The following is a 23491-nucleotide window of genomic DNA, read 5'->3' on the forward strand; positions in this document are numbered from 1 at the left end:
CGCTTGATTACCGGGCCGAGGCGAGTTGAGTGAGGGCGCCGCTGAACCACTGCTGCACGCCGTGCATGCTGGCGGCGGAGGTGTCGAGCACCGGTTGCGGGTAGACGCCGAGCAGGATCAGCAGCGCGGCCAGGCCCAGCACCATGTACAGCTCGCGGGACTTGAGCGCCTCCAGCGGCGCATCCGACTTGGCGGGGCCGAAGTACGCGCGGTGGATCATCGCCAGCGAGTAGACCGAACCCAGCACCAGGCCGCAGGCGGCCAGGACCACGACCCACGGGGCGGCCGGGAAGCTGCCGATCAGGATCAGGAATTCGCCGACGAAGTTGCCGGTACCCGGCAGGCCCAGGGCGGCGGCGGCGAAGAACAGACTCACCGCCGGCAGCCACGGCAGGCGCGCCCAGATGCCGCCCATCTCGCGCATGTCGCGGGTGTGCAGGCGCTCGTAGAGCTGGCCGCAGAGGATGAACAGGGCGGCGGCTGACAGGCCATGGGCCATCATCTGCACCACCGCGCCCTGCAGGGCGATGTGGCTGCCGGAGTAGATGGCGATCAGCACGAAGCCCATGTGCGACACGCTGGAGTAGGCCACCAGGCGCTTGATGTCGGTCTGGGCGAACGACAAGAAGGCGCCGTAGGCGATGGCGAACACGCCGAGCCACATGGCGATCGGCGCGAACTCGGCCGAGGCGTTGGGGAACAGCGGCAGGGCGAAGCGCATCAGGCCGTAGGCGGCGGTCTTCAGCAGGATGCCGGCGAGGTCCACGGAGCCGGCGGTCGGCGCCTGGGCGTGGGCGTCCGGCAGCCAGGAGTGCACCGGCACCACCGGGAACTTCACCGCGAAGGCGGCGAAGAAGCCGAGCATCAGCAGGTACTCGGTACCGGCCGGCAGGTCGGTCTTCAGCAGGTCCGCGTAGTTGAAGGTCAGCACGCCGGTGGCGCTGTAGTTGACCAGCACCAGGGCGAGGATCGCCACCAGCATGATCAGGCCGCTGGCCTGGGTGAAGATGAAGAACTTGGTGGCCGCGTTGATCCGCGAGTGACCCTTGCTGCCGCTATGACCCCAGAGCGCGATGAGGAAATACATCGGCACCAGCATCATTTCCCAGAAGAAGAAGAACAGGAACAGGTCGATGGCGAGGAACACGCCGACCACGCCGCCGAGAATCCACATCAGGTTGAGATGGAAGAAGCCGACGCGGTTCTGGATCTCGTTCCACGAGCACAGCACGGACAACACGCCGAGCAGGCCGGTGAGGCAGATCATCAGCACCGACAGGCCGTCGAGACCGAGGTGGATGCTGATACCGAGACGCTCGATCCACTGGACCTTGAACTCGGCGGCCCAGACCGGATCGGCGCCGGGCGCCGGGGCCAGGCTGAAGTCGGCGCTGGCCCACAGCCACAGGCCGAGGCCGAACAGCAGGCCCATGGTCAGCAGGGCGATCCAGCGCGGCAGGGTGTTGCCGAAGCGCTCGCACTGCCAGCACAGCAGGCCGCCGATGAAGGGGATCAGGATTAGCCAGGGCAGGATCATGACGGGCTATTTTCCTTAATTCAGAAACAGGAGGGCGGCGAGCACGAGCACCGCGCCCCCGGCGATGGAGGTGGCGTACCAGCGCACCTGGCCGGTCTGGGCGCGGGCCAGCAGGCCGTTGCCGCCACGCACCAGGCGCGGCACCAGGCCGATGCCCTGGTCGATCGGGTCACGACCGAGCAGGCGGCAGATCAGCAGGTAGGGCTGCACGAACAGCTTGTCGTAGAGCCAGTCGAAGCCCCAGGCGGCGAACCACCAGGCCGACAGGAAGCGGCCCGGCGCGCTGGCGGCGACGCTGCCGACGAAACGGCGCTTGCCGAGGAACAGCAGGGCGGCCAGGAGGATGCCGGCCAGGGCGATGGCGCCCGAGGCGATCTCCAGGCTGTGCTTGGCCTCGCCACCGGCGTGGCCGATGCTCTGCGGCAGCACGCCGGCCAGCGGCGGGGTGATCAGCGCGCCGATGAAGGTCGAGAGCACGATCAGCGTGGCCAGCGGCAGGTTGTGGGCCAGGCCGTGGCCGGCATGGGCCTCGGTCTTCTGCTCGCCGTGGAAGGCGATGAAGATCAGGCGGAAGGTGTAGATCGAGGTCAGGAAGGCACCGGACAGACCTGCGTACAGCAGTTCGCTGTGACCGCTGGCGAAGGCTTCCCAGAGAATCTCGTCCTTCGAGTAGAAGCCCGCGGTGACCAGCGGCAGCGCGGCCAGCGCGGCGCCGCCGACGATGAAGCTGGCGTAGGCCAGCGGCAGCTTCTTCCACAGGCCGCCCATCCTGAAGATGTTCTGCTCGTGGTGGCAGGCGTGGATCACCGCACCGGAGGCGAGGAACAGCAGGGCCTTGAAGAAGGCGTGGGTCATCAGGTGGAAGATCGCCGCGTCCCAGGCCTGCACGCCGAGGGCGAGGAACATGTAGCCGATCTGGCTCATGGTCGAGTAGGCGAGGATGCGCTTGATGTCGGTCTGCACCAGGGCGGCGAAGCCGGCCAGCACCAGGGTCACGGCGCCGACGATGCCGACCAGTTCGAGAATCTCCGGGGTCAGCAGGAACAGGCCGTTGGTGCGGGCGATCAGGTACACGCCCGCGGTCACCATGGTGGCGGCGTGGATCAGCGCGGACACCGGCGTCGGGCCGGCCATCGCGTCGGCCAGCCAGGTCTGCAGCGGCAGCTGGGCGGACTTGCCGACCGCGCCGCCGAGCAGCATCAGGGTGGCGATCCACAGCCAGTTGTCACCGGCGGCGTACTTCTGCGGCGCCAGCACCATCAGCTCCTGGATGTTCAGGGTGCCGAGGTTGAGGAACAGGATGAACAGGCCGATCATCAGGAACACGTCGCCGATGCGGGTGACGATGAACGCTTTCAGCGCCGCGTTACCGTTGGGCACGTGCTTGTAGTAGAAGCCGATCAGCAGGTAGGAGCACAGGCCCACGCCTTCCCAGCCGAAGAACAGCACCAGCAGGTTGTCGCCGAGCACCAGCAGCAGCATGCTGAAGATGAACAGGTTGGTGTAGGCGAAGAAGCGCGAGTAGCCCTCTTCACCGCGCATGTACCAGCTGGCGAACAGGTGGATCAGGAAGCCGACGCCGGTGACCACGCCGAGCATGGTGGCGGACAGGCCGTCCAGATGCAGGGTGAAGCTCGGCGCCAGGCCGGCGACGTTCATCCACTGCCACAGCTCCTGGGTGTACACGCCACCCGCCGGCGGATGGCCGAGGAACTGGAAGATCGCCCAGGCGGCGCTCAGCGCGGCCAGGCCGACCGAGCCGACACCGATCACGGCGGCGGTGTTTTCCGCGATTCGCCCACGGGAGAAGGCCAGCAGGAACCAGCCGGCCAGCGGGAAGAGGAGGGTGAGGAATAGAAGGTTCATCCGCGCATCTCGCTGGCAGCGTCGACATCGAGGGTGTTGAAGCGGCGATACAGCTGCAGCAGGATCGCCAGGCCGATGCTGGCCTCGGCGGCTGCCAGGGTGATCACCAGAATGAACATCACCTGGCCGTCGGGCTGCACCCAGCGGCTGCCGGCGACGACGAAGGCGAGGGCGGTGGCGTTCATCATCACCTCCAGGCTCATCAGCACGAAGAGGATGTTGCGGCGCACCATCAGGCCGATCAGGCCCAGGCTGAACAGCACGGCGGCCAGGGCCAGGCCGTGCTCCAAGGGAATGGCATTCATGCGGTCGGCTCCTTGGCTTCGTGGCGACCCAGGTGGTACGCGGCGACCAGGGCGGCAAGCAGCAGCATGGAGGCCAGTTCGACCACCAGCAGGTAGGGGCCGAACAGGCTGACGCCGACGGCCTTGGCGTCTACGGTTTCGAGGCCGATGGCGGCACCGCTCGGGCTGGCGAACAGGGCGTACAGCAGCTGCGCCAGGAGCAGGGCGGAGAGGATGGCCGGACCGGTCCAGATGCCGGGCGTCAGCCATTTCTTCTCCTGCTCGGCGGCGGCCGGTCCGAGGTTGAGCATCATCACCACGAAGACGAACAGGACCATGATGGCGCCGGCGTAGACGATGATCTCCAGGGCGCCGGCGAACGGCGCGCCGAGGGCGAAGAAGGTCATGGCCACGGCCAGCAGCGAGACGATCAGGTAGAGCAGGGCGTGTACCGGGTTGCTCCCGGTGATGACCCGCACGGTGGATGCCACGGCGACGCCCGCGGCGAGGTAGAAGGCGAATTCCACTCGAAGCTCCTTAGGGCAGCAGGCCTTTAACGTTGATCGGCTCGGCCTCGTTCTGCGCGGCGCCTTTCGGCTTGCCGGCGATGGCCATGCCGGCGACGCGGTAGAAGTTGTAGTCCGGGTTCTTGCCCGGGCCGCTGATGAGCAGGTCTTCCTTCTCGTACACCAGGTCCTGGCGCTTGTACTCGCCCATCTCGAAGTCCGGGGTCAGCTGGATCGCGGTGGTCGGGCAGGCTTCCTCGCACAGGCCGCAGAAGATGCAGCGCGAGAAGTTGATGCGGAAGAAGTCCGGGTACCAGCGACCGTCCTCGGTCTCGGCCTTCTGCAGCGAGATGCAGCCGACCGGGCAGGCCACGGCGCACAGGTTGCACGCCACGCAGCGTTCCTCGCCGTCGGGGTCGCGGGTCAGGACGATGCGGCCGCGGTAGCGCGGCGGCAGGTACACCGGCTCTTCCGGGTACTGCAGGGTGTCGCGCTTGCGGAAGCCATGGCCGAAGACCATGACCAGGCTGCGCAGTTGGGTACCGGTGCCAACCACCACGTCCCATATGTACTTGAGCATTGCGGGTTTCTCCTTACTGGGCCGAGGCCAGCACGAGCGCGCCGGTCACCAGCAGGTTGATCAGAGTCAGCGGCAGGCAGAACTTCCAGCTGAACGCCATGACCTGGTCATACCGCGGGCGCGGGATCGATGCGCGCAGCAGGATGAAGATCATGATGAAGAAGCAGGTCTTGGCCGCGAACCAGATGAACGGGATCTGCGGCAAGAGGCCGAACGGGCCGTGCCAGCCGCCGAAGAACAGGGTCACCAGCAGCGCCGAGATGGTCACGATACCGATGTACTCGCCGACGAAGAACATGCCCCATTTCATGCCGGCATATTCGATGTGGTAGCCGTCGGCCAGCTCCTGCTCCGCTTCCGGCTGGTCGAACGGGTGACGGTGGGTCACGGCGACGCCGGCGATGAAGAAGGTACAGAAGCCGAAGAACTGCGGAATGATGAACCACAGGTTTTCGGCCTGGTAGTCGACGATGTCACGCATGTTGAACGAGCCGACCTGGGCCACGATGCCCATCAGCGCCAGGGCCAGGAACACCTCGTAGGAGACGGTCTGGGCCGAGGCGCGCAGGGCGCCGAGCAGGGCGAACTTGTTGTTGCTCGCCCAGCCGGCGAACAGCACGGCGTATACCGACAGGCCGGCCATGGCGAAGAAGAACAGGATGCCGATGTTCAGGTCCGCCACGCCCCACTCCGGGGTGACCGGGATGATGGCGAAGGCCATCAGCATGGCGGCGAAGGCGATCATCGGCGCCAGCATGAAGATGAACTTGTCGGCGAACGGTGGCGTCCAGTCCTCCTTGAAGAACATCTTCAGCATGTCCGCGGCGATCTGGAACATACCGAACGGGCCCACGCGGTTCGGACCATAGCGGTCCTGCCACCAGCCCAGCAGACGGCGCTCAACGAAGCTCAGCAGCGCGCCGCAGACCACCACCACCAGCAGGATGACGATGGCCTTGAGGACGGCGACGATCACGTCGATCAGATCAGGAGTCAGCCAGCTCATTGCGCGGCCTCCTGCAGCCCGGTGGCAGTGGTACCTGCGATGGCCGCCGGAATGCCGGCGAAGCCGGCCGGCAGGCCGACCAGGCCCAGCGCCAGGTCTTCGCTGACCTTCACCGGCAGGCGCAGGGTCTGGCCGGAGACGGTCAGGCTGATCAGCGCGCCGTCGTTGACGCCCAGGCGGTCGGCCTCGGCCTTGGCCAGGGCGACGTAGGCGGGCTGGATGCGCTCCTGTACCGGTGCGGCGCGGGAGGAGTTCTCCTCGCTGCCGAACAGGTGGTGCAGCGGCACGACCTGCCAGGTGCCCTGGGCCGGAGCGAAGGCGCCCGGTACGGCGAACCAGGCCAGGGTCTTGCCCTGGGACTCGATCAGGCGCACGCCCGGGTCACCGGCGCGCAGATGACCGCCGACCTCGTCCTGGAACTTGTTCCAGGCCTGCGGCGAGTTCCAGCCCGGCGACCAGGCGAACGGAATCTGCTGACGGTCTTCCTTGCTGCCGGCGTAGCCTTCCATGGAGAAGGCGAAGGCGGTGTCCTGGTCCTGCGGCTGGCGCGGCTCGTGCACGCTGATGTTGGCGCGCATGGCGGTACGGCCGCTGTAGCGGTGCGGCTCGCGCGCCAGCTTGAGGCCCTTGATACGGAACGAGGCGCTCGGCGCGGCGTCCCTGATGCCGGCCAGCAGGCTGCTGCTGGCGGCGCAGGCGTCGGTGACCTGGTCCAGCTGGGTCCAGTCCACGGCCTTGCCCTGCAGAGTGCTGTGCAGCGCGTGCAGCCAGCGCCAGCCCTCGCGCACGAGGATGGTGCTGTCGTAGTAGCTCGGCTCGAACACCTGGAAGAAGCGCTGGGCGCGGCCTTCCTGGCTGACCAGGGTGCCATCGCCCTCGGCGAAGCTGGCGGCGGAGAGCACCAGATGGGCCTTGGCGATGGTGGCGGTCTGCTGGTGGTCGGCGACGATCACCGCCTTGGCGACGGCCAGGGCGGCATCGACCCTGGCGGCGTCGGCGCGGCGGTACAGGTCGTTCTCCAGCACCACCACGGCGTCGGCCTGGCCGGATGTCAGGGCTTCCAGGGCGGCGTCGACGGATTCACCGCCGAACAGGGCGAGGCCCATGCTGTTGGCTTCCGGTACCACCAGGCTGATGGAGGCGTTCTTCTCGCGATTCTTCAGGGCCTGGGCGATGTTCGCCGCGGCCTCGATGATGCTCTTCTCGCCGAGGGATGCGCCGGCCACGACCAGCGGGCGCTTGCCGGCCAGCAGGGCGTCGGCGATCAGCTGCACCAGCTCGGCGGCCTCGTCGTCCAGGCCGCTCACGGCCGGGGCGCTCGGGTCGATGGCGTGGGCCACGGCGAAGCCGATACGGGCCAGGTCGGCGGGAGCCGCATGCACGCAGGCCTCGGCGATGTCGTCCAGGCGGGTGGCGTCGACGCTGGCGATGAACAGCGGGTTCAGCGCGTCCTGGGCCACGTTCTGCACGGCGGCCATGTGCCAGTCCTGGATCTTCATCGAGGCGGCGATTTCGGTGGCCTTGCCCTTGACCGACTGGCGCAGGGCCAGGGCGACGCGCGCGGCGGTCTGGGTCAGGTCTTCGCCGAGGACGAACACGGCGTCGTGGTCCTCGATCTCGCGGATCGAAGGCACTGGCAGCGGGCCGTTCTGCAGCACGTCGCGGATCAGGCGGATATTGTCCAACTCGCGGGCGCCGATGCCACTGTAGAAGTTGGCCTCGCCGACCAGTTCGCGCAGGGCGTAGTTGCCCTCCAGGCTGGCGCGCGGCGAGCCGATGCCGATCACGCGCTTGCCCTGCAGCAGCTCGGCGGCCTTGTCCAACGCGGCGTCGATGCCGAGCTTCTGGCTGCCCAGCAGCGGCTGGCGCGGACGATCTGCGCGGTTGGTGTAGCCGTAGCCGAAGCGGCCACGGTCGCACAGGAAGTAGTGGTTGACCGAGCCGTTGAAGCGGTTCTCGATGCGGCGAATCTCGCCGTAGCGCTCGCCGGGGCTGATGTTGCAGCCGCTGGAGCAGCCGTGGCAGATGCTCGGGGCGAACTGCATGTCCCACTTGCGGTTGTAGCGCTCGGAGTGGGTCTTGTCGGTGAATACGCCGGTCGGGCAGACCTCGGTGAGGTTGCCGGAGAACTCGCTCTCCAGCACGCCGTCCTCGACCCGGCCGAAGTACACGTTGTCGTGCGCGCCGTACACGCCAAGGTCGGTGCCGCCGGCATAGTCCTTGTAGTAGCGCACGCAGCGGTAGCAGGCGATGCAGCGGTTCATTTCGTGGGAGATGAACGGGCCGAGCTGCTGGTTCTGGTGGGTGCGCTTGGTGAAGCGGTACCGGCGCTGGTTGTGGCCGGTCATCACCGTCATGTCCTGCAGGTGGCAGTGACCGCCTTCCTCGCACACCGGGCAGTCGTGCGGGTGGTTGGTCATCAGCCACTCGACGACGCTGGCGCGGAAGGCCTTGGATTCTTCGTCGTCGATGCTGATCCAGGTGTTGTCGGTCGCCGGCGTCATGCAGGACATGACGATGCGGCCGCGCGTGTCGTTCTCGTCGGTGTACTGCTTCACCGCGCACTGGCGGCAGGCGCCGACGCTGCCCAGCGCCGGGTGCCAGCAGAAGTAGGGGATGTCGAGACCGAGGGACAGACAGGCCTGCAGCAGGTTGTCCGCTCCGTCGACTTCGAAATCTTTGCCGTCTACGTGGATAGTGGCCATGGTTCAGGTTTCTTCTTACCCGCCGAAGCGGGCTTGGCTAATGGAATCACGGTTGCATCGCGGCCTCGGCCACGACGCCAATGCTTCAGGCCGGCGCAAACTGCGCCGACGGTGCCGGAGCGGCCGTGCTGGCCACGCCAGCCTCGAACTCCGGACGGAAATACTTGATCGCGCTGCCCAGCGGCTCGACGGCGCCCGGTGCGTGGGCGCAGAAGGTCTTGCCGGGGCCGAGGAAATTGACCAGGCCGAGCAGGGTGTCGATGTCCTGCCGGGTGCCTTGCTTGCGTTCCAGCGCGCGGAGGATCTTCACGCTCCACGGCAGGCCGTCGCGGCACGGGGTGCACCAGCCGCACGACTCGCGGGCGAAGAACTCTTCCATGTTGCGCAGCAGCGAGACCATGTTGATCGAGTCGTCCACGGCCAGGGCCAGGCCGGTGCCCATGCGGGTGCCGACCTTGGCGATGCCGCCGGCGAACATCGCCGCGTCCAGGTGCTCGGGCAGCAGGAAGCCGGTACCGGCGCCGCCGGGTTGCCAGCACTTCAGCGTGTAGCCGTCGCGCATGCCGCCGGCGTAGTCCTCGAACAGCTCGCGGGCCGGGAGGCCGAACGGCAGCTCCCACAGGCCGGGGTTTTTCACCTTGCCGGAGAAGCCCATGAGCTTGGTGCCCATGTCCTCGCTGCCCGGACGGGCCAGGGTCTTGTACCAGTCCACGCCGTTGGCGACGATCGCCGGCACGTTGCACAGGGTCTCGACGTTGTTCACGCAGGTCGGCTTGCCCCACACGCCGACGGCGGCGGGGAAGGGCGGCTTGGAGCGCGGGTTGGCGCGGCGACCTTCCAGAGAGTTGATCAGTGCGGTTTCTTCACCGCAGATGTAGCGACCGGCGCCGGTGTGGACGAACAGCTCGAAGTCGAAGCCGCTGCCGAGGATGTTCTTGCCCAGCAGGCCGGCGGCCTCGGCCTCGGCGATGGCGCGGTTGAGGTTGGCGGCCGCGTCGACGTATTCGCCGCGCAGGAAGATGTAGCCGCGGTAGGCCTTGAGCGCGCGCGCGGAGATCAGCATGCCTTCCACCAGCAGGTGCGGCAGCTGCTCCATGAGCATGCGGTCCTTCCAGGTGTTCGGCTCCATTTCGTCCGCGTTGCACAGCAGGTAGCGGATGTTCATGGATTCGTCGGCCGGCATCAGGCCCCACTTCACGCCGGTGGGGAAGCCCGCACCGCCGCGGCCCTTGAGGCCGGAATCCTTGACCGTCTGCACGATGTCGGCCTGGGCCATTTCGCTCAGGGCCTTGCGCGCGGCGGCGTAGCCGTTCTTCGCCTGGTATTCCTCGAGCCACACCGGCTGGGCGTCGTCACGCAGGCGCCAGGTCAGCGGATGGGTCTCTTCGCTGCGGGCGATGCGGTTGGCCGGGCCGATGGAAGTCAGCGTCTTGGCGTTCATGCGTAGGGCTCCAGCAGCTTGGCGACGTTGTCGGCGCTGACGCCGCCGAAGGTGTCGTCGTCGATCATCACGGCCGGGGCCTTGTCGCAGTTGCCCAGGCAGCACACCGGCAGCAGGGTGAAACGGCCGTCGGCGGTGGTCTGGCCGGGGACGATGCCGAGCTGGTCCTTGATGCTGCCCAGCACATTCTCGTGGCCACCGACGAAGCAGGTCATGCTGTCGCACACGCGGATGATGTGGCGGCCCACCGGCACGCGGAAGATCTGACTATAGAAGGTGGCCACGCCCTCGACGTCGCTGGCGGGGATGCCGAGGATGTCGGCGATGGCATAGATGGCGCCGTCCGGCACCCAGCCACGCTGCTTCTGCACGATCTTCAGCGCCTCGATGGACGCCGCGCGCGGGTCCTCGTAGTGGTGCATCTCATGCTCGATGGCGTCGTGCTCGGCCTGGCTGAGCTCGAAGCGGTCGGTCTGGATCATGTTCTGAGAGTCTGCTGCTTGGCTCATGGTTAGCGGTCCACGTCGGCCATAACGAAATCGATGCTGCCCAGGTAGGCGATCAGGTCCGCGATCATGCTGCCGCGGATCACTGAGGGGATCTGCTGCAGGTGCGGGAAGCTGGGCGTCCGGATGCGCGTGCGGTAGCTCATGGTGCTGCCGTCGCTGGTCAGGTAGTAGCTGTTGATGCCCTTGGTCGCCTCGATCATCTGGAAGCTCTCGTTGGCCGGCATCACCGGGCCCCAGGAGACTTGCAGGAAGTGGGTGATCAGGGTCTCGATGTGCTGCAGGGTGCGTTCCTTCGGCGGCGGCGTGGTCAGCGGGTGGTCCGCCTTGTACGGGCCTTCCGGCATGTTGCGCAGGCACTGGTCGATGATGCGGATGCTCTGGCGCATCTCCTCGACGCGGACCATGCAGCGGTCATAGGCATCGCCGTTGTGGGCCAGCGGCACTTCGAAGTCGAAGTGCTGGTAGCCGGAGTACGGGCGCGCCTTGCGCAGGTCGAAGTCCAGGCCGGTGGAGCGCAGGCCGGCGCCGGTGACGCCCCATTCCAGCGCTTCCTTGGTGTTGTACTGGGCGACGCCGATGGTGCGGCCCTTGAGGATGCTGTTCTGCAGGGCGGCCTTGGTGTACTCGTCGAGGCGCTTGGGCAGCCAGTCGACGAATTCCTTGACCAGCTTGTCCCAGCCGCGCGGCAGGTCGTGGGCGACGCCGCCGATGCGGTACCAGGCCGGGTGCAGGCGGAAACCGGTGATGGCCTCGATCACCTTGTAGGCGCGCTGGCGGTCGGTGAAGGTGAAGAACACCGGAGTCATGGCACCGACGTCCTGGATATAGGTACCGAGGAACAGCAGGTGGCTGGTGATGCGGAAGAACTCGGCCAGCATCACGCGGATGAAGTCGACGCGGTCAGGCACCTTGATCCCGGCCAGTTTCTCGACCGACAGGACGTAGGGCAGGTTGTTCATCACCCCGCCGAGGTAGTCGATGCGGTCGGTGTAGGGGATGAAGCTGTGCCAGGACTGGCGCTCGGCCATCTTCTCGGCGCCACGGTGGTGGTAGCCGATGTCCGGGACGCAGTCGATGATCTCTTCGCCGTCCAGCTGCAGGATGATGCGGAACGCACCGTGGGCGGACGGGTGGTTCGGGCCGAGGTTGAGGAACATGTAGTCCTCGTGCTCGCCCTGGCGCTTCATGCCCCAGTCTTCCGGCCTGAAGCGCGCGGCTTCTTCTTCCAGCTGCTGTTTGGCCAGGGTCAGGCTGAACGGATCGAATTCGGTGGCGCGCGCCGGGTAGTCCTTGCGCAGCGGGTGACCTTCCCAGGTCGGCGGCATCATGATGCGGGTCAGGTGCGGGTGACCCTGGAAAGTGATGCCGTACAGGTCCCAGACCTCACGCTCATACCAGTTGGCGTTGGGCCAGATGCCGGTGACGGTGGGGACGTTGAGATCGCCTTCCTTGAGCGCGACCTTGATCATGATGTCGCTGTTACGCTCGACCGACAGCAGGTGGTAGAACACGGTGAAGTCGGCGCCCGGCAGGCCGCGGCGCTGGGTGCGCAGGCGCTCGTCGACGCCATGCAGGTCGTACAGCATGACGTAGGGGCGCGGCAGGTTGCGCAGGAAGGTCAGCACGTTGATCAGCTGATCGCGGGCGACCCACAGCACCGGCATGCCGGTGCGGGTGCTCTGGACGGTGAAGGTCTCGGCACCGAAACGGGAGTTCAGTTCGACCACCACGTCCTGGTCGTCGGCCTTGTAGGGTGGAACGGACAGAATGCTGTCTGCAGTCATGGTCTCGGTCGCTATCGGCGGTGTGCGGCGTCAGTGAGCGGGCGCAAGGGCCGGCTCACACTTCGTCTGGGCTGCGCAGGTTGGTCACAGCGATACGCTGCTCGCGGCGCTGTTCCTTCTGCGACGGCATTTCGGCACGGTAGATGCCTTGGTCGCCGACGACCCAGGAAAGCGGACGGCGCTCCTGGCCGATGGATTCCTGCAGCAGCATCAGGCCTTGCAGGAATGCCTCGGGGCGGGGCGGGCAGCCGGGGATGTAGACGTCCACGGGGAGGAACTTGTCGACCCCCTGGACCACCGAGTAGATGTCGTACATGCCGCCGGAATTCGCGCACGAACCCATGGAGATCACCCACTTGGGCTCCAGCATCTGCTCGTAGAGGCGCTGGATGACGGGCGCCATCTTGATGAAGCAGGTGCCGGCGATGACCATGAAGTCGGCCTGGCGCGGTGACGCACGGATGACTTCGGCACCGAAGCGGGCGATGTCGTGCGGGGCGGTGAAGGCCGTGGTCATTTCCACGTAGCAGCAGGACAGGCCGAAGTTGTACGGCCACAGGGAGTTCTTGCGACCCCAGTTCACCGCACCGCTGAGAACATCTTCGAGCTTGCCCATGAAGATGTTCTTGTGGACCTGATCTTCCAGAAGTGGATCGGCTACGGTCTCCCGCTCGCCGATCGGATATTGCTCGTTCGGAGCATCCGGATCGATCCGAGTAAGTTTGTATTGCATCGCCAAAGCCTCATTGTTTTAGCTTCGCCTGCCGATTGCGACGGCCTTCGGGTGCCCAGTCGAGCGCGCCGATACGCCAAAGATAGACAAGACCAGCCAACAGAATTGCTATGAAAACTGTAGCTTCGATCAGACCGGCCCAGCCGCTTTCGCGTACCGAGACTGCCCAAGCGAAGAGAAAGAGGGCTTCAACGTCGAAGATCACGAAGAGCATCGCGACCAGATAGAACTTTGCCGAAAGGCGAAGGCGTGCACTGCCGACCGGCAGCATGCCCGACTCGAAGGGATCGTTCTTGCTGCGTCCCCAGGCCTTGCTGCCGAGCAGGCTGGATAGGCCGAGCATGAACGCGATGAGTCCGAAGACCCCGAGCAGGAATACAGCGAAGGCCCAGTTGTGGGACATGGTCGTTACCGCATCAGGCATTGCCGGTGCTCCTTGGGTAAAGGGGCGGCTTTTCTAGTAATGGTAGAGCAACCTGGTAGGGCTGCCCTGCAATTTGGTGGCGGCAATTTTATGCGTGCCTGACGTGGTAAGTAAATTTTTCCGAATAAAAAAATGAACGGCGAGACGTCGCCATTTTCTCCGAAAATCCTTCTGCGCCGCGTGCTGCGGGCGCTACGCGGGAGTTTACTCCTTTGGTCTTATGGTTCTTTTCATCCGTGAATGACGCCTTTGTGAAAGAGTTTGTCGGTAATTGTTTACAGTGAGTCGCATTTATCCGTCATGAAAGATGATGGAGCGCATTGATTGAAAGTCGGTTTTCTATTTGCGCTGGCCGATATGGCCCGGTAAACCGGCCCGGCTGTCGATGGCGAATATCAAAGCGCCGCCACTCAGCGCGGCGATGGCCTCGTCGCGGTCGGCGTTCGCCAGGACCAGGCAGCCGTGGCTGCGTCCCGCCACGCCATGCCGGCGGACGAAGTCTTCCTCCATGTAGTCGCGGGCATGCACGACGATGGCCCGTCGCTCGGCATTGGCATTGCTTTCGCTCAGGCCCTGCAGGCGCATGGACAGTCCGTGGCCGGGTTCGTCGCTGACATAGACGGAGCCGGTACGGAACACGCCGAGCGAGCTGGCGTGGCTGCCCTCGATATCGGAGAAGGTGTCGGCGAACCCATCGTGGTCGGGGTCGGAGCCGCTGCCGTGGGACACGCGATAGCTGTCCAGCAGGCGCAGGGTGCTGCGCTCGAACAGCAGAAATCGTGGCTGACTGGAGTGGCGGGCGTAGTCCACCACGGCGAAGTGCCGGTGGCGCTCGCCGCGCAGTTGATCGAGGATGTGATCCGCCGCACCGGGCAGCAGCTGCCGCAGGTCGCTGGCGACGGCGCCGTGGCAGGCGATGCAGAGCAGGCAGGTGAGCAGGAAGTTGCGCATGATCGCTTCCGGACGGGAAGCGCTCTTGTTACGCCAGCGCAGCTCGATCTTGCAAGAGGCGTAAACGAAGAAGCCCCGGCATCGCTGCCGGGGCTTCCCCTGATAACACCTGCGGCCAGGCCGCAGAGCCGGTTCCTATTAGTGGAACTGGTTCATGGTGTTGTCTTTACCGCTGGCTTTCAGAGCAGCTTCGCCAGCGAAGTACTCTTTGTGGTTGTCGCCGATGTCGGAACCAGCCATGTTCTGGTGCTTGACGCAGGCGATGCCCTGACGCAGTTCCTGACGCTGAACGCCTTTCACGTAGGCCAGCATGCCCTGGTCGGCGAAGTAGCCTTTGGCCAGGTTGTCGGTCGACAGAGCGGCGGTGTGGTAGGTCGGCAGGGTGATCAGGTGGTGGAAGATGCCGGCGTGGGCCGAACCGTCGCGCTGGAAGGTACGGATCTTCTCGTCGGCAACCTGGGCCAGCTCGGTCTCGTCGTAGTCGACGCTCATCAGCTTGGCGCGGTCGTAGGCGGAGACGTCTTTGCCTTCGGCAGCGAAAGCGTCGAACACTTGCTGGCGGAAGTTCAGGGTCCAGTTGAAGGACGGGCTGTTGTTGTAGACCAGCTTGGCGTTCGGGATCACTTTGCGGATCTCGTCAACCATGCCTTTGATCTGGCCAACGTGCGGTTTCTCGGTCTCGATCCACAGCAGGTCGGCGCCGTTCTGCAGCGAGGTGATGCAGTCCAGGACGCAACGAGCTTCGCCGGTGCCGGCGCGGAACTGGAACAGGTTGGACGGCAGACGCTTCGGACGCAGCAGCTTGCCGCCACGGTTGATCACGACGTCGCCGTTGCCCAGGTCGGCAGCGGAAACTTCTTCGCAATCCAGGAAGGCGTTGTACTGGTCGCCCAGGTCGCCCGGCTCTTTGGTCACGGCGATCTGCTTGGTCAGGCCGGCGCCCAGGGAGTCGGTACGAGCGACGATCACGCCGTTGTCGATGCCCAGTTCCAGGAAGGCGTAGCGAACAGCGGCGATCTTGGCCAGGAAGTCGGCGTGGGGAACGGTCACTTTACCGTCCTGGTGGCCGCACTGCTTCTCGTCGGAAACCTGGTTCTCGATCTGGATGCAGCAGGCGCCTGCTTCGATCATGCGCTTGGCCAGCAGGTAGGTGGCTTCCGGGTTGCCGAAACCGGCGTCGATGTCGGCAATGATCGGGACGATGTGGGTTTCGAAGTTATCGATCTGCGACTGGATTTCAGCGGCCTTGGCGTTGTCGCCAGCTTCGCGAGCGGCGTCCAGGGCGGTGAACAGCAGGTCCAGCTCGCGGGAGTCGGCCTGGCGCAGGAAGGTGTACAGCTCTTCGATCAGGTCGGAGACGGCGGTCTTCTCGTGCATCGACTGGTCCGGCAGCGGGCCGAAGTCGGAGCGCAGGGCAGCGACCATCCAGCCGGACAGGTAGAGGTAGCGCTTGTCGGTGGTCTTCAGGTGCTTCTTGATGGCGATCAGCTTCTGCTGACCGATGAAGCCGTGCCAGCAGCCCAGGGACTGAGTGTACTTGGACGAGTCGGCGTCGTACTCGGCCATGTCTTTGCGCATGATGTCAGCGGTGTACTGGGCGATTTCCAGACCGGTCTTGAAGCGGTTCTGAGCGCGCATGCGAGCGACGGACTCAGGGTTGATCGCGCTCCAGCTGCTGCCTGCGGCTTCTTTCAGAGCGGCAACGGCTTTGATGTCGTTTTGATAAGCTGACATGGTCAATCCTTCAAAGTATGAGTTTGGTTGAGCACCGACTTCCCACCCAAAACCAACGTGCAAACAAAGCTTGCAGTGTTGCGGGCGACACCTGGCGGACTTCGAGATATTGACGGGGACGAGAGCGCAGCGGAGGGAGAGGAGAGGACGAAACAAGACAGTCCGGAAGAACAGGATTTGCGGCTTGCCGGCTCGTGGATACCGTTGGGCAATGCAGGTTCTGGTCAGGCGGTCTGGCTGATAACGCTTAGGCTTCCCCGTCCCTCAGGACAACTTTCGTTCCAGTCGCAACCTCGTCGAAACGCCTTGTGGGCTGTTAGAACACGGACCGCCCCGAATGGTGTTACGGGATCGGTCTGGAGGCTCTGCAACAGAGCCCCTGGCTAGCGGGAGCGGCGCCATGATGCGCCTTCGGGCGGAGATTAGTCAACGATTTTGTAGTGCTTTCTTCGTGCGACTACATGGTCGCGCGGCGGACCTCAGTCGAGGGCTTCCACGCGGATGCGCATGCTCATGTCGTTGGCGCCGCGGGTGGACTGCTGGCGCAGGAAGGCCGAGTCCTCGCCGCGGCTCTCGCCGCTGACGCCGCCCAGGGGAATCCACTCGCCCAGCCGGCCGCTGACCCGGGTATCGGTGCTCTGGGTGTCGATCACGCCCTGCCGGTACTGGTTCACCCGGTCGTTGTTGCTGCTGATGCTGACGTGGACCATGTCGCCGGTGATGCTGGCGGTGACGTAGAAGCCCTGGTTGACGTTGCGGTACTGGGTGTTCTGGTAGACCTGGCCGTAGGGGCCGACGCTGGTGGTGGTCAGCGGCACGCTCTGGCCGACCTGGATCAGTGCGGGGTAGCCCTCGGTGGCCTGCACCTGCTGGGTGCCGCCGCTGCGGCTGTCGGTGGAGCGGCGGATGATGCGCACCTGGTCGCGGCCGCGCACTTCGCCGCGCCCGGCGATCACCTCGACATCGCCCGCGCTGGCGCTGCCGTCCACGCGGTAGCCGTCGCGGTCCTGGAAGCTGCTCTCGCTGGTGTCGACGCTGATCAGCAGGCGCCGCGGCGCGGTGTCCAACTGCTGCAGCAGGTCGCGTACTTCCTGGATCTTCTCCGGCGAGGCGTTGATTACCAACTGGTTGCCGTAGGGGCTGACCTTGCCCTGGCCGTCCAGTGTCGACTGCACCACCGGCAGCACGTCCTCGGCGGTGCGGTAGTTGAGCTGGATCAGCTCGGTGGCGGCCTGCAGCGGCAGGCTGAGGCCGAGCGACAGGGCGAGCAGGCAGGCACGCAGGGTCATAGCAGGAAGCTCCGCAGGTCGGGGTCGAGAACGCTGATGTCCCAGGCCTGGTCGAACTGCGCTTGGCGCTGGCGCACGCGGCCGGGGTCGTTGTAGAGGGCGTAGCCGGCGTACTGTTCGGGAAGCTCGCGCAGCAGGAGGCCGCGGTCGTCGGCGAGCAGGAAGGCGCTTTCGTCGCTGGGGTGATCCGGATTGATCCTGCGGATATGCAGGTTGCTGGTGATGCGTCGCGCCAGGTTGAGCAGACGGTGGCCCTGCCTGACCGGCTTGCCGACGTCACGCACCAGGATGCGCAGGCGATTCTTCGGGCTGGCCAGCAGGAAGCGGGTGCAGGCCTCTTGCACGCTGCTGTGGCTGTACAGCCAGGATTCCAGATCCGGGCTGTAGAGGCTTAGGCTGAGGCGCGCCTGTTGCAGCAGGGCCAGCGCATGGGCCTGGGCCTGCTCAGGGCGGCTGAAGCGCTCGAGATCGGGATGCCGGCCCAGCTGGAAGGGCGCCGGTTCGCGCGTCTCCGTGGTCAGCGCTGGAAAGGTGTCCGGGTTGTGCACGGCAAAACGCCCCGGCGACTGGAAATCGATGGCCGGCAGTTCGGGCTCGTTCTGGTCGTTCGGGGCGTTTTCTTCGCTCATGCCGTCGTCCTAGTCGCTATGGCGCACCATCAGTACGTGGGGAATGCCCGCCTCGAGGTACTCGTCGCCCTCGATGCAGAAGCCCAGGCGCTCGTAGAACGCGGCGGCATGCACCTGGGCGCTGAGCTTCTGCTCGCGCTGGCCACGCTGTTCGGCGGCCTCGATGGCGGCGCGCATCAGTGCTTCGCCGACCTTCAGGCCGCGCCAGTCCTTGAGCACCGAGACCCGGCCGATCTGGCCGTCCGCCAGCAGGCGCGCGGTGCCGATCGGGTAGTCGCCCTCGCAGGCGAGGAAATGCACGGCCTCGATGTCCTCGTCATCCCATTCGAGTTCGGCGGGCACCGCCTGTTCCGCAATGAATACCGCCTCACGGATGCGCCGCAGGTCGGCATTGTCCTTCTGCCAGTGGGCGAGGCGGACGTGGATCTCACTCATCGGCAAACTCCAGACTGCCTTGCTGGACCAGTTCGCGCACCAGTGTACGCCCGTCTTCGTCGGCCAACCAAGGCGCCAGGTTCTCGCCGTGCAGCGCGTCGGCGGCGCAGACCAGGCGCAGCAGTTCCTTCAGGTGGGGCGGCAGGAGGCGGCTCTGGCCGCTGGCGAACAGCACCAGGCCGACATCCACTTCGCTCCAGGCCAGGCGCGCGCTGGGGTTGCGCACCAGCACGGCGCCGTCCTGCAGGATGGCCAGGAATTCTTCCTCGCCGATCTCCGCACCGCTCACCAGTTCGGGGTAGCGCGGCTCGGTCATGAACTGGCCGAACCAGGTCAGCAGCAGGCGCTGGTCGCCCATGTGCTCGGTCAGCAGGGCCTTGAGACGGTCGAGGGCGTCCTGCTGGATCTGGTGCGGATCGCTGGCCGGTGCCATGCCGGCGTCGCTGTAGCGTTCCTCGTCCGGCAGGAACTGGGCGAGGAAGTCGGTGAAGTGGGTCAGCACCTCGGCGGCGCTCGGCGCTCGGAAGCCCACCGAGTAGGTCATGCAGTCGTTCTCGGCGATGCCGTAGTGGGCCAGACGCGGCGGCAGGTAGAGCATGTCGCCGGGTTCCAGTACCCATTCGTCGGTCTGCTCGAAGTCGGCCAAGATGCGCAGGTCGGCGTGCTGCAGCAGTTTGCTGTCGGCGTCGCACATCTGGCCGATCTTCCAGCGGCGCTCGCCTTCGGCTTGTAGCAGGAACACGTCGTAGTTGTCGAAGTGCGGGCCGACGCTGCCGCCGGGTGCGGCGAAGCTGATCATCAGGTCGTCGATGCGCCAGCTGGGCAGGAAGCCGAAGTCCTTGAGCACCTCGGCCACTTCCGGGACGAACTGGTCGACGGCCTGCACCAGCAGGGTCCAGTCGCGCTCCGGCAGCTTGGAGAAGGCATCCTCGGCGAACGGGCCGCGGCGCAGTTCCCAGGGATGCTCGCCGTGCTCCAGCACCAGGCGCGATTCGACTTCTTCCTCCAGCGCCAGGCCGGCCAGTTCGTCGGCGCTGATCGGGCTCTCGAAGCCGGGAATGGCCTGGCGGACCAGCAAGGGCTTCTGTTGCCAGTAGTCGCGCAGGAACTCGCGGGGTGTGAGGCCGCCCAGCAGCTGCAGGGGAGTATCAGGATTCATGGCTAAGCCCTTGAAAGAGATGAAATGGCTGAAATAAAAACGCCCGGCTCAGCCGGGCGTTGGTAAGGCTGGTGTCGTTCAGATGCGCTTGGCCTGCGCGACGGCGTTGCCGATGTAGCTAGCCGGGGTCAGCTGCTTGAGCTCCTCCTTGGCGGCGGCCGGCATGTCGAGGCCATCGATGAAGGTGAGCAGCGCCTCCGGGCTGATGCCCTTGCCGCGGGTCAGCTCCTTGAGCTTCTCGTAGGGATTCTCGATGGCGTAGCGGCGCATCACGGTCTGGATCGGCTCGGCCAGGACTTCCCAGCAGGCGTCCAGGTCGGCGGCGATGCGCGCCTCGTTCAGCTCCAGCTTGCCGATGCCCTTGAGGCTGGCTTCGTAGGCGATGACGCTGTGGGCGAAGCCGACGCCGAGGTTACGCAGCACGGTGGAGTCGGTCAGGTCGCGCTGCCAGCGGGAGATCGGCAGCTTGCTGGCCAGGTGCTGGAAGATCGCGTTGGCGATGCCCAGGTTGCCTTCGGAGTTCTCGAAGTCGATCGGGTTGACCTTGTGCGGCATGGTCGAGGAGCCGATCTCGCCGGCCACGGTCTTCTGCTTGAAGTAGCCGAGGGAGATGTAGCCCCAGACGTCGCGGTCGAAGTCGATGAGGATGGTGTTGAAGCGGGCGATGGCGTCGAACAGCTCGGCGATGTAGTCGTGTGGCTCGATCTGCGTGGTGTAGGGGTTCCACTGCAGGCCCAGGTCGCCTTCGATGAACTGCTTGGCGTTGGCCTCCCAGTCGATCTGCGGGTAGGCGGACAGGTGGGCGTTGTAGTTGCCCACGGCGCCGTTGATCTTGCCCAGCAGCGGCACGCCGGCCACCTGGGCGATCTGCCGCTCCAGGCGGTAGACGACGTTGGCCAGTTCCTTGCCGAGGGTGGTCGGCGAGGCCGGCTGGCCGTGGGTGCGCGACAGCATCGGCACGTCGGCGAACTTCACCGCCAGGTCGCGGATGGCGCCGGCGATCTGCTTCATCAGTGGCAGCAGGACGGTATCGCGGCCTTCGCGCAGCATCAGGGCGTGGGACAGGTTGTTGATGTCCTCGCTGGTGCAGGCGAAGTGAATGAATTCGCTGACCGCGGCCAGTTCCGGCAACTTGGCGGCCTGCTCCTTGAGCAGGTACTCCACGGCTTTCACGTCGTGGTTGGTGGTGCGCTCGATCTCTTTCACGCGCTCGGCGTGCTCGACGGCGAAGTTCTCGGCCAGTTCATTCAGCAGCGCATTGGCTTCGGCGGAGAAGGGGGCGACTTCGGCGACGCCTTCATGGGCGGCCAGGCGCTGCAGCCAGCGGACCTCGACCATCACGCGGAAACGGATCAGGCCGTATTCGCTGAAGATCGGGCGCAGGGCGCTGGTTTTGCCGGCGTAGCGGCCATCGACGGGGGAAACCGCGGTGAGCGAGGAGAGCTGCATGGAGGCGTTCTCGGACAGGTCGGTCAACGAAAAGGGCGCACATCATACATGAAAGCAGGGGCGCCGGCTCGACCGTTCGCTGCCGTGCCGTGCCATTCATGCCGTGTGGCCGTAGTGGCCAAGGACTGGGCATCCTCGCTTGCCCCCTAACCCTTTTTACGACCTCGACGGCATGGCTCTCGGGAAAAGGCCTTGGCTATTTGTGCGAGCGGTGTGGCCAGGAAACCGCATAGTTGGATAGCAGACCATTTACATCGCCATTGGTGATCTTGATCGCGGAAAAGCCGATGGCGGGTATTCCGAGATATTGCTTCGCCGAAAGCGAGGTGAGGTGGCGCTGGGAAAAGTCCAGTTGCAGATATCCACTTTGAGACTCGTCTTCATCGGTTGCTGGCAGTTCTTCCGCTTCCCTGATTACCGCGCTTTGTCCAAAGCCCAGAATGTTGGTCGAGTCGCACAGCCAATAGGGTTCTTTCTCGAATGTTGCGGGAATGTCCGTGGGGTAGGCTTGGCCCTCACGATCATAGCGATCGGATGGCACGTGGGTGCAGGTATTGCCCTGCGCCGTGGCGGACCATATGGACAGGAATGGTTGTGCTGGTGCGGTGAGCCCCCGGGTGGCGAGTGCCTTGGTGGGGAAGGTAACCACCCAGTCGGTTTCGGCGGCGAGGCCGGCTCCGGAGACAAATTCATTCTCGACGTAGGCAGTCAGGAGCGCTGCGCCTACCGCGTCCAGCCCCTTCGCGAAGCTGTCCGTTGTGCCATCGGGAAATTCCGTGGTCTTTGAGCCACTGCCCAGATTCGGGAGTGCGTGCGCGGCCGCGGTGGCGGTGGTGGGGGTGACCTCTCCCCAGAAGTCGTCCAGCGCAGTGGCGATGCCGCCGAACTGGATGCCTTGCGGCACGTTGATGATGCTGAAGCTGCCGGACAGTCCGCCTGTTTCCGCATTGCTGCCGGTGGGTGCCATTTCGATGACTTCTATGTGGCCGATGCGGGTTCGTTCCAGCCCTTGTGGACCGCCCGTGCCCGCAAGGTAGTCCTGCCCCTGGTATGCACTGCTCGACAGTTCGATGCCGGCGGAGGGGAAGGCGGGCTCGGTTATCGATTCATCCCGTGTGATGACCTTCGCCCCGGTGTCGGTTCGCGTGACCGTGCCTGTCCAGGTATCCCGTGGCGCCAGTCGCAGGTTGAAACTCAGGACGGCTGTGGAGTTCACCGCTTCGAGCAGGCGTACCTTCAGTATCTTCTGCTGGGCGCCATGGTTGGTTATGTGGAAGTAGGTGTCGTTGCCCGCGAGCGTCGTATAGAGCGGAAACAACAGCACTTCGCCGGTGCCTTGCGGGTTGACGTGAACCGCCAGTGCGGTATTGCCGAGCATCAGTCCCGATGCCAGCAAAAGGGTGTTTTTCACAAACATACGCATAGTCGCATCCTTTCGAGTGGTATGGCCGTCCGTACGGATGACGCTTTCTCGGTTATCCGTGCCGACAGTTTCTGCTACCGGGGGCTGGGAAAGCAAGGCGGGGGCGCTGCTCGACTCGTGCTCGAACGGGAAGTCATCCATTCGCCCGATGAGTGCAGCTACCGAACTCCTCGACAATCGGAGTCAGGCCTTGCGCCGGGCGATGGACAGCAGGCTGGAAGCGAAGATCAGCGCGGCGCCGACCAGGGAGGCGGCATCCGGCATCTCGCCCCAGCGTAGCCAGGCGACGATGCCGGCGAAGACGATGGCCAGGTAGGCGAAGGGGCCGATCAGGCCGGGCGGTGCCAGGCTGTAGGCCTTGGACATGACGATCTGGCTCACCGTGGCGAGCAGGCCGATCACCAGCAGCAGGCCGCGCTGGTGCTGGCTCAGCGGCTGCCAGGCCCAGGTCAGCGGCACCGCGGAAATCAGGGCGCTGAACAGGGAGAAATAGAAGACGATGCGGAAGGCCGGCTCGGTGTCGCTCATCTCGCGGATGGAGACGAAGGCGAAGGCGGCCAGGATGCTGGCCGCCAGGCCGATCAGGGCCTGGCTGTCGAGCAGGGCCTCGCTGGGCTTGGCCACCAGCAGCACGCCGACCAGGCCGATGGCGGTGGTGACCAGCATGCGCCGGGTCAGCGGCTCCTTGAGCAGCCACCAGGCCAGCAGCGGGGTGAACACCGGCGCCGCGTAGGTGAACAGCATGGCGTCGGCCAGCGGCAGGTGGGCGATGGCGTAGAAGAAGCAGTACATCGCCGCCAGGCCGTAGGTGGTGCGCCACATGTGCGACTTGAGACGCCCGGTCTTCAGCGGCCCGGTGCCTTTCAGCAGCACCAGCGGCAGAAAGAACAGTACGCCGACCAGATTGCGGAAGAACACCACCGACTCGTTGTTGACGCCGCTGGACACCTCGCGGATGCCTACGCCCATCAACGAGAACAGCAGGGCGGAGAGTGCCAGGAGCAGGGCACCCTGGACGGGTCTGGAGCTGCGGCTGGGCAAGCTCAC

General features: G+C 65.3%; 21 protein-coding genes. All 21 read right to left on the reverse strand.

All coding sequences use genetic code 11. The features are described 5' to 3' along the window. Positions 1–7: 7 nt before the first annotated feature. A complete protein-coding gene (gene nuoM, locus N7640_RS18575) occupies positions 8–1537 on the reverse strand; it encodes an NADH-quinone oxidoreductase subunit M (RefSeq protein WP_220813179.1) in 1530 nt (509 codons plus the stop codon). A gap of 15 nt (positions 1538–1552) precedes the next feature. Beyond that, complete coding sequence (gene nuoL / locus N7640_RS18580) at positions 1553–3403, reverse strand: NADH-quinone oxidoreductase subunit L (RefSeq protein ID WP_279902052.1); 1851 nt, start codon at positions 3401–3403, stop codon at positions 1553–1555. Then, entirely contained in the window at positions 3400–3708 is a 309-nt protein-coding gene (gene nuoK / locus N7640_RS18585; protein ID WP_076429156.1) for an NADH-quinone oxidoreductase subunit NuoK, read from the reverse strand. The genes nuoL and nuoK overlap by 4 nt, the downstream gene beginning before the upstream one ends. Beyond that, positions 3705–4214, reverse strand: coding sequence for an NADH-quinone oxidoreductase subunit J (gene nuoJ, locus N7640_RS18590; protein ID WP_279902049.1), 510 nt, complete (start codon positions 4212–4214; stop codon positions 3705–3707). The genes nuoK and nuoJ overlap by 4 nt, the downstream gene beginning before the upstream one ends. A 10-nt stretch (positions 4215–4224) precedes the next feature. Continuing rightward, positions 4225–4773, reverse strand: coding sequence for an NADH-quinone oxidoreductase subunit NuoI (gene nuoI, locus N7640_RS18595; RefSeq protein WP_220813176.1), 549 nt, complete (start codon positions 4771–4773; stop codon positions 4225–4227). Between the two features lie 13 nt (positions 4774–4786). Continuing rightward, entirely contained in the window at positions 4787–5779 is a 993-nt protein-coding gene (gene nuoH, locus N7640_RS18600; protein WP_279902048.1) for an NADH-quinone oxidoreductase subunit NuoH, read from the reverse strand. Continuing rightward, positions 5776–8484, reverse strand: coding sequence for an NADH-quinone oxidoreductase subunit NuoG (nuoG, locus tag N7640_RS18605; protein ID WP_279902047.1), 2709 nt, complete (start codon positions 8482–8484; stop codon positions 5776–5778). The genes nuoH and nuoG overlap by 4 nt, the downstream gene beginning before the upstream one ends. An 85-nt stretch (positions 8485–8569) precedes the next feature. Then, complete coding sequence (gene nuoF / locus N7640_RS18610; protein ID WP_279902046.1) at positions 8570–9925, reverse strand: NADH-quinone oxidoreductase subunit NuoF; 1356 nt, start codon at positions 9923–9925, stop codon at positions 8570–8572. Further along, on the reverse strand, positions 9922–10434 hold the full coding sequence (gene nuoE, locus N7640_RS18615; protein ID WP_279902045.1) for an NADH-quinone oxidoreductase subunit NuoE: 513 nt from the start codon (positions 10432–10434) through the stop codon (positions 9922–9924). The genes nuoF and nuoE overlap by 4 nt, the downstream gene beginning before the upstream one ends. 2 nt (positions 10435–10436) lie before the next feature. Continuing rightward, a complete protein-coding gene (gene nuoC, locus N7640_RS18620) occupies positions 10437–12218 on the reverse strand; it encodes an NADH-quinone oxidoreductase subunit C/D (RefSeq protein ID WP_220813171.1) in 1782 nt (593 codons plus the stop codon). A 55-nt stretch (positions 12219–12273) separates the two neighbouring features. Further along, positions 12274–12951: an NADH-quinone oxidoreductase subunit B gene (locus N7640_RS18625; protein ID WP_220813170.1), complete on the reverse strand. Its 678-nt coding sequence runs from the start codon at positions 12949–12951 to the stop codon at positions 12274–12276. A gap of 10 nt (positions 12952–12961) precedes the next feature. Further along, positions 12962–13375, reverse strand: a complete 414-nt coding sequence (locus N7640_RS18630) for an NADH-quinone oxidoreductase subunit A (protein ID WP_021700254.1) — start codon at positions 13373–13375, stop codon at positions 12962–12964. A 339-nt stretch (positions 13376–13714) separates the two neighbouring features. After that, positions 13715–14326 (reverse strand): murein L,D-transpeptidase catalytic domain-containing protein, encoded by a 612-nt coding sequence (locus N7640_RS18635; RefSeq protein ID WP_279902044.1) that lies wholly within the window; start codon positions 14324–14326, stop codon positions 13715–13717. A 138-nt stretch (positions 14327–14464) separates the two neighbouring features. Continuing rightward, positions 14465–16060 (reverse strand): isocitrate lyase, encoded by a 1596-nt coding sequence (locus N7640_RS18640; protein ID WP_220813168.1) that lies wholly within the window; start codon positions 16058–16060, stop codon positions 14465–14467. Between the two features lie 479 nt (positions 16061–16539). Then, complete coding sequence (locus N7640_RS18645; protein ID WP_279902043.1) at positions 16540–17349, reverse strand: secretin N-terminal domain-containing protein; 810 nt, start codon at positions 17347–17349, stop codon at positions 16540–16542. Further along, positions 17346–17978, reverse strand: coding sequence for a histone acetyltransferase HPA2 (locus N7640_RS18650; RefSeq protein ID WP_279902042.1), 633 nt, complete (start codon positions 17976–17978; stop codon positions 17346–17348). The genes N7640_RS18645 and N7640_RS18650 overlap by 4 nt, the downstream gene beginning before the upstream one ends. 9 nt (positions 17979–17987) lie before the next feature. Beyond that, positions 17988–18413 (reverse strand): GNAT family N-acetyltransferase, encoded by a 426-nt coding sequence (locus N7640_RS18655; protein WP_220813165.1) that lies wholly within the window; start codon positions 18411–18413, stop codon positions 17988–17990. Continuing rightward, positions 18406–19572, reverse strand: a complete 1167-nt coding sequence (locus N7640_RS18660; RefSeq protein WP_279902041.1) for a cupin domain-containing protein — start codon at positions 19570–19572, stop codon at positions 18406–18408. The genes N7640_RS18655 and N7640_RS18660 overlap by 8 nt, the downstream gene beginning before the upstream one ends. 78 nt (positions 19573–19650) lie before the next feature. Continuing rightward, positions 19651–21021 (reverse strand): adenylosuccinate lyase, encoded by a 1371-nt coding sequence (purB, locus tag N7640_RS18665; protein WP_279902040.1) that lies wholly within the window; start codon positions 21019–21021, stop codon positions 19651–19653. A gap of 196 nt (positions 21022–21217) precedes the next feature. Beyond that, a complete protein-coding gene (locus N7640_RS18670; protein ID WP_279902039.1) occupies positions 21218–22444 on the reverse strand; it encodes a hypothetical protein in 1227 nt (408 codons plus the stop codon). Between the two features lie 183 nt (positions 22445–22627). Next, positions 22628–23491: a DMT family transporter gene (locus tag N7640_RS18675; RefSeq protein WP_279902038.1), complete on the reverse strand. Its 864-nt coding sequence runs from the start codon at positions 23489–23491 to the stop codon at positions 22628–22630.

The sequence above is a fragment of the Pseudomonas sp. GD04015 genome (assembly GCF_029837675.1).
GTDB lineage: Bacteria > Pseudomonadota > Gammaproteobacteria > Pseudomonadales > Pseudomonadaceae > Aquipseudomonas > Aquipseudomonas paralcaligenes.

Coding starts and splice junctions, on each gene's coding strand:
- nuoM (WP_220813179.1), bottom strand. CDS start 1,537: ATGATCCTGCCCTGGCTAATCCTGATCCCCTTCATCGGCGGCCTGCTG.
- nuoL (WP_279902052.1), bottom strand. CDS start 3,403: ATGAACCTTCTATTCCTCACCCTCCTCTTCCCGCTGGCCGGCTGGTTC.
- nuoK (WP_076429156.1), bottom strand. CDS start 3,708: ATGAATGCCATTCCCTTGGAGCACGGCCTGGCCCTGGCCGCCGTGCTG.
- nuoI (WP_220813176.1), bottom strand. CDS start 4,773: ATGCTCAAGTACATATGGGACGTGGTGGTTGGCACCGGTACCCAACTG.
- nuoH (WP_279902048.1), bottom strand. CDS start 5,779: ATGAGCTGGCTGACTCCTGATCTGATCGACGTGATCGTCGCCGTCCTC.
- nuoG (WP_279902047.1), bottom strand. CDS start 8,484: ATGGCCACTATCCACGTAGACGGCAAAGATTTCGAAGTCGACGGAGCG.
- nuoF (WP_279902046.1), bottom strand. CDS start 9,925: ATGAACGCCAAGACGCTGACTTCCATCGGCCCGGCCAACCGCATCGCC.
- nuoE (WP_279902045.1), bottom strand. CDS start 10,434: ATGAGCCAAGCAGCAGACTCTCAGAACATGATCCAGACCGACCGCTTC.
- nuoC (WP_220813171.1), bottom strand. CDS start 12,218: ATGACTGCAGACAGCATTCTGTCCGTTCCACCCTACAAGGCCGACGAC.
- N7640_RS18625 (WP_220813170.1), bottom strand. CDS start 12,951: ATGCAATACAAACTTACTCGGATCGATCCGGATGCTCCGAACGAGCAA.
- N7640_RS18630 (WP_021700254.1), bottom strand. CDS start 13,375: ATGCCTGATGCGGTAACGACCATGTCCCACAACTGGGCCTTCGCTGTA.
- N7640_RS18635 (WP_279902044.1), bottom strand. CDS start 14,326: ATGCGCAACTTCCTGCTCACCTGCCTGCTCTGCATCGCCTGCCACGGC.
- N7640_RS18640 (WP_220813168.1), bottom strand. CDS start 16,060: ATGTCAGCTTATCAAAACGACATCAAAGCCGTTGCCGCTCTGAAAGAA.
- N7640_RS18645 (WP_279902043.1), bottom strand. CDS start 17,349: ATGACCCTGCGTGCCTGCCTGCTCGCCCTGTCGCTCGGCCTCAGCCTG.
- N7640_RS18650 (WP_279902042.1), bottom strand. CDS start 17,978: ATGAGCGAAGAAAACGCCCCGAACGACCAGAACGAGCCCGAACTGCCG.
- N7640_RS18655 (WP_220813165.1), bottom strand. CDS start 18,413: ATGAGTGAGATCCACGTCCGCCTCGCCCACTGGCAGAAGGACAATGCC.
- N7640_RS18660 (WP_279902041.1), bottom strand. CDS start 19,572: ATGAATCCTGATACTCCCCTGCAGCTGCTGGGCGGCCTCACACCCCGC.
- purB (WP_279902040.1), bottom strand. CDS start 21,021: ATGCAGCTCTCCTCGCTCACCGCGGTTTCCCCCGTCGATGGCCGCTAC.
- N7640_RS18670 (WP_279902039.1), bottom strand. CDS start 22,444: ATGCGTATGTTTGTGAAAAACACCCTTTTGCTGGCATCGGGACTGATG.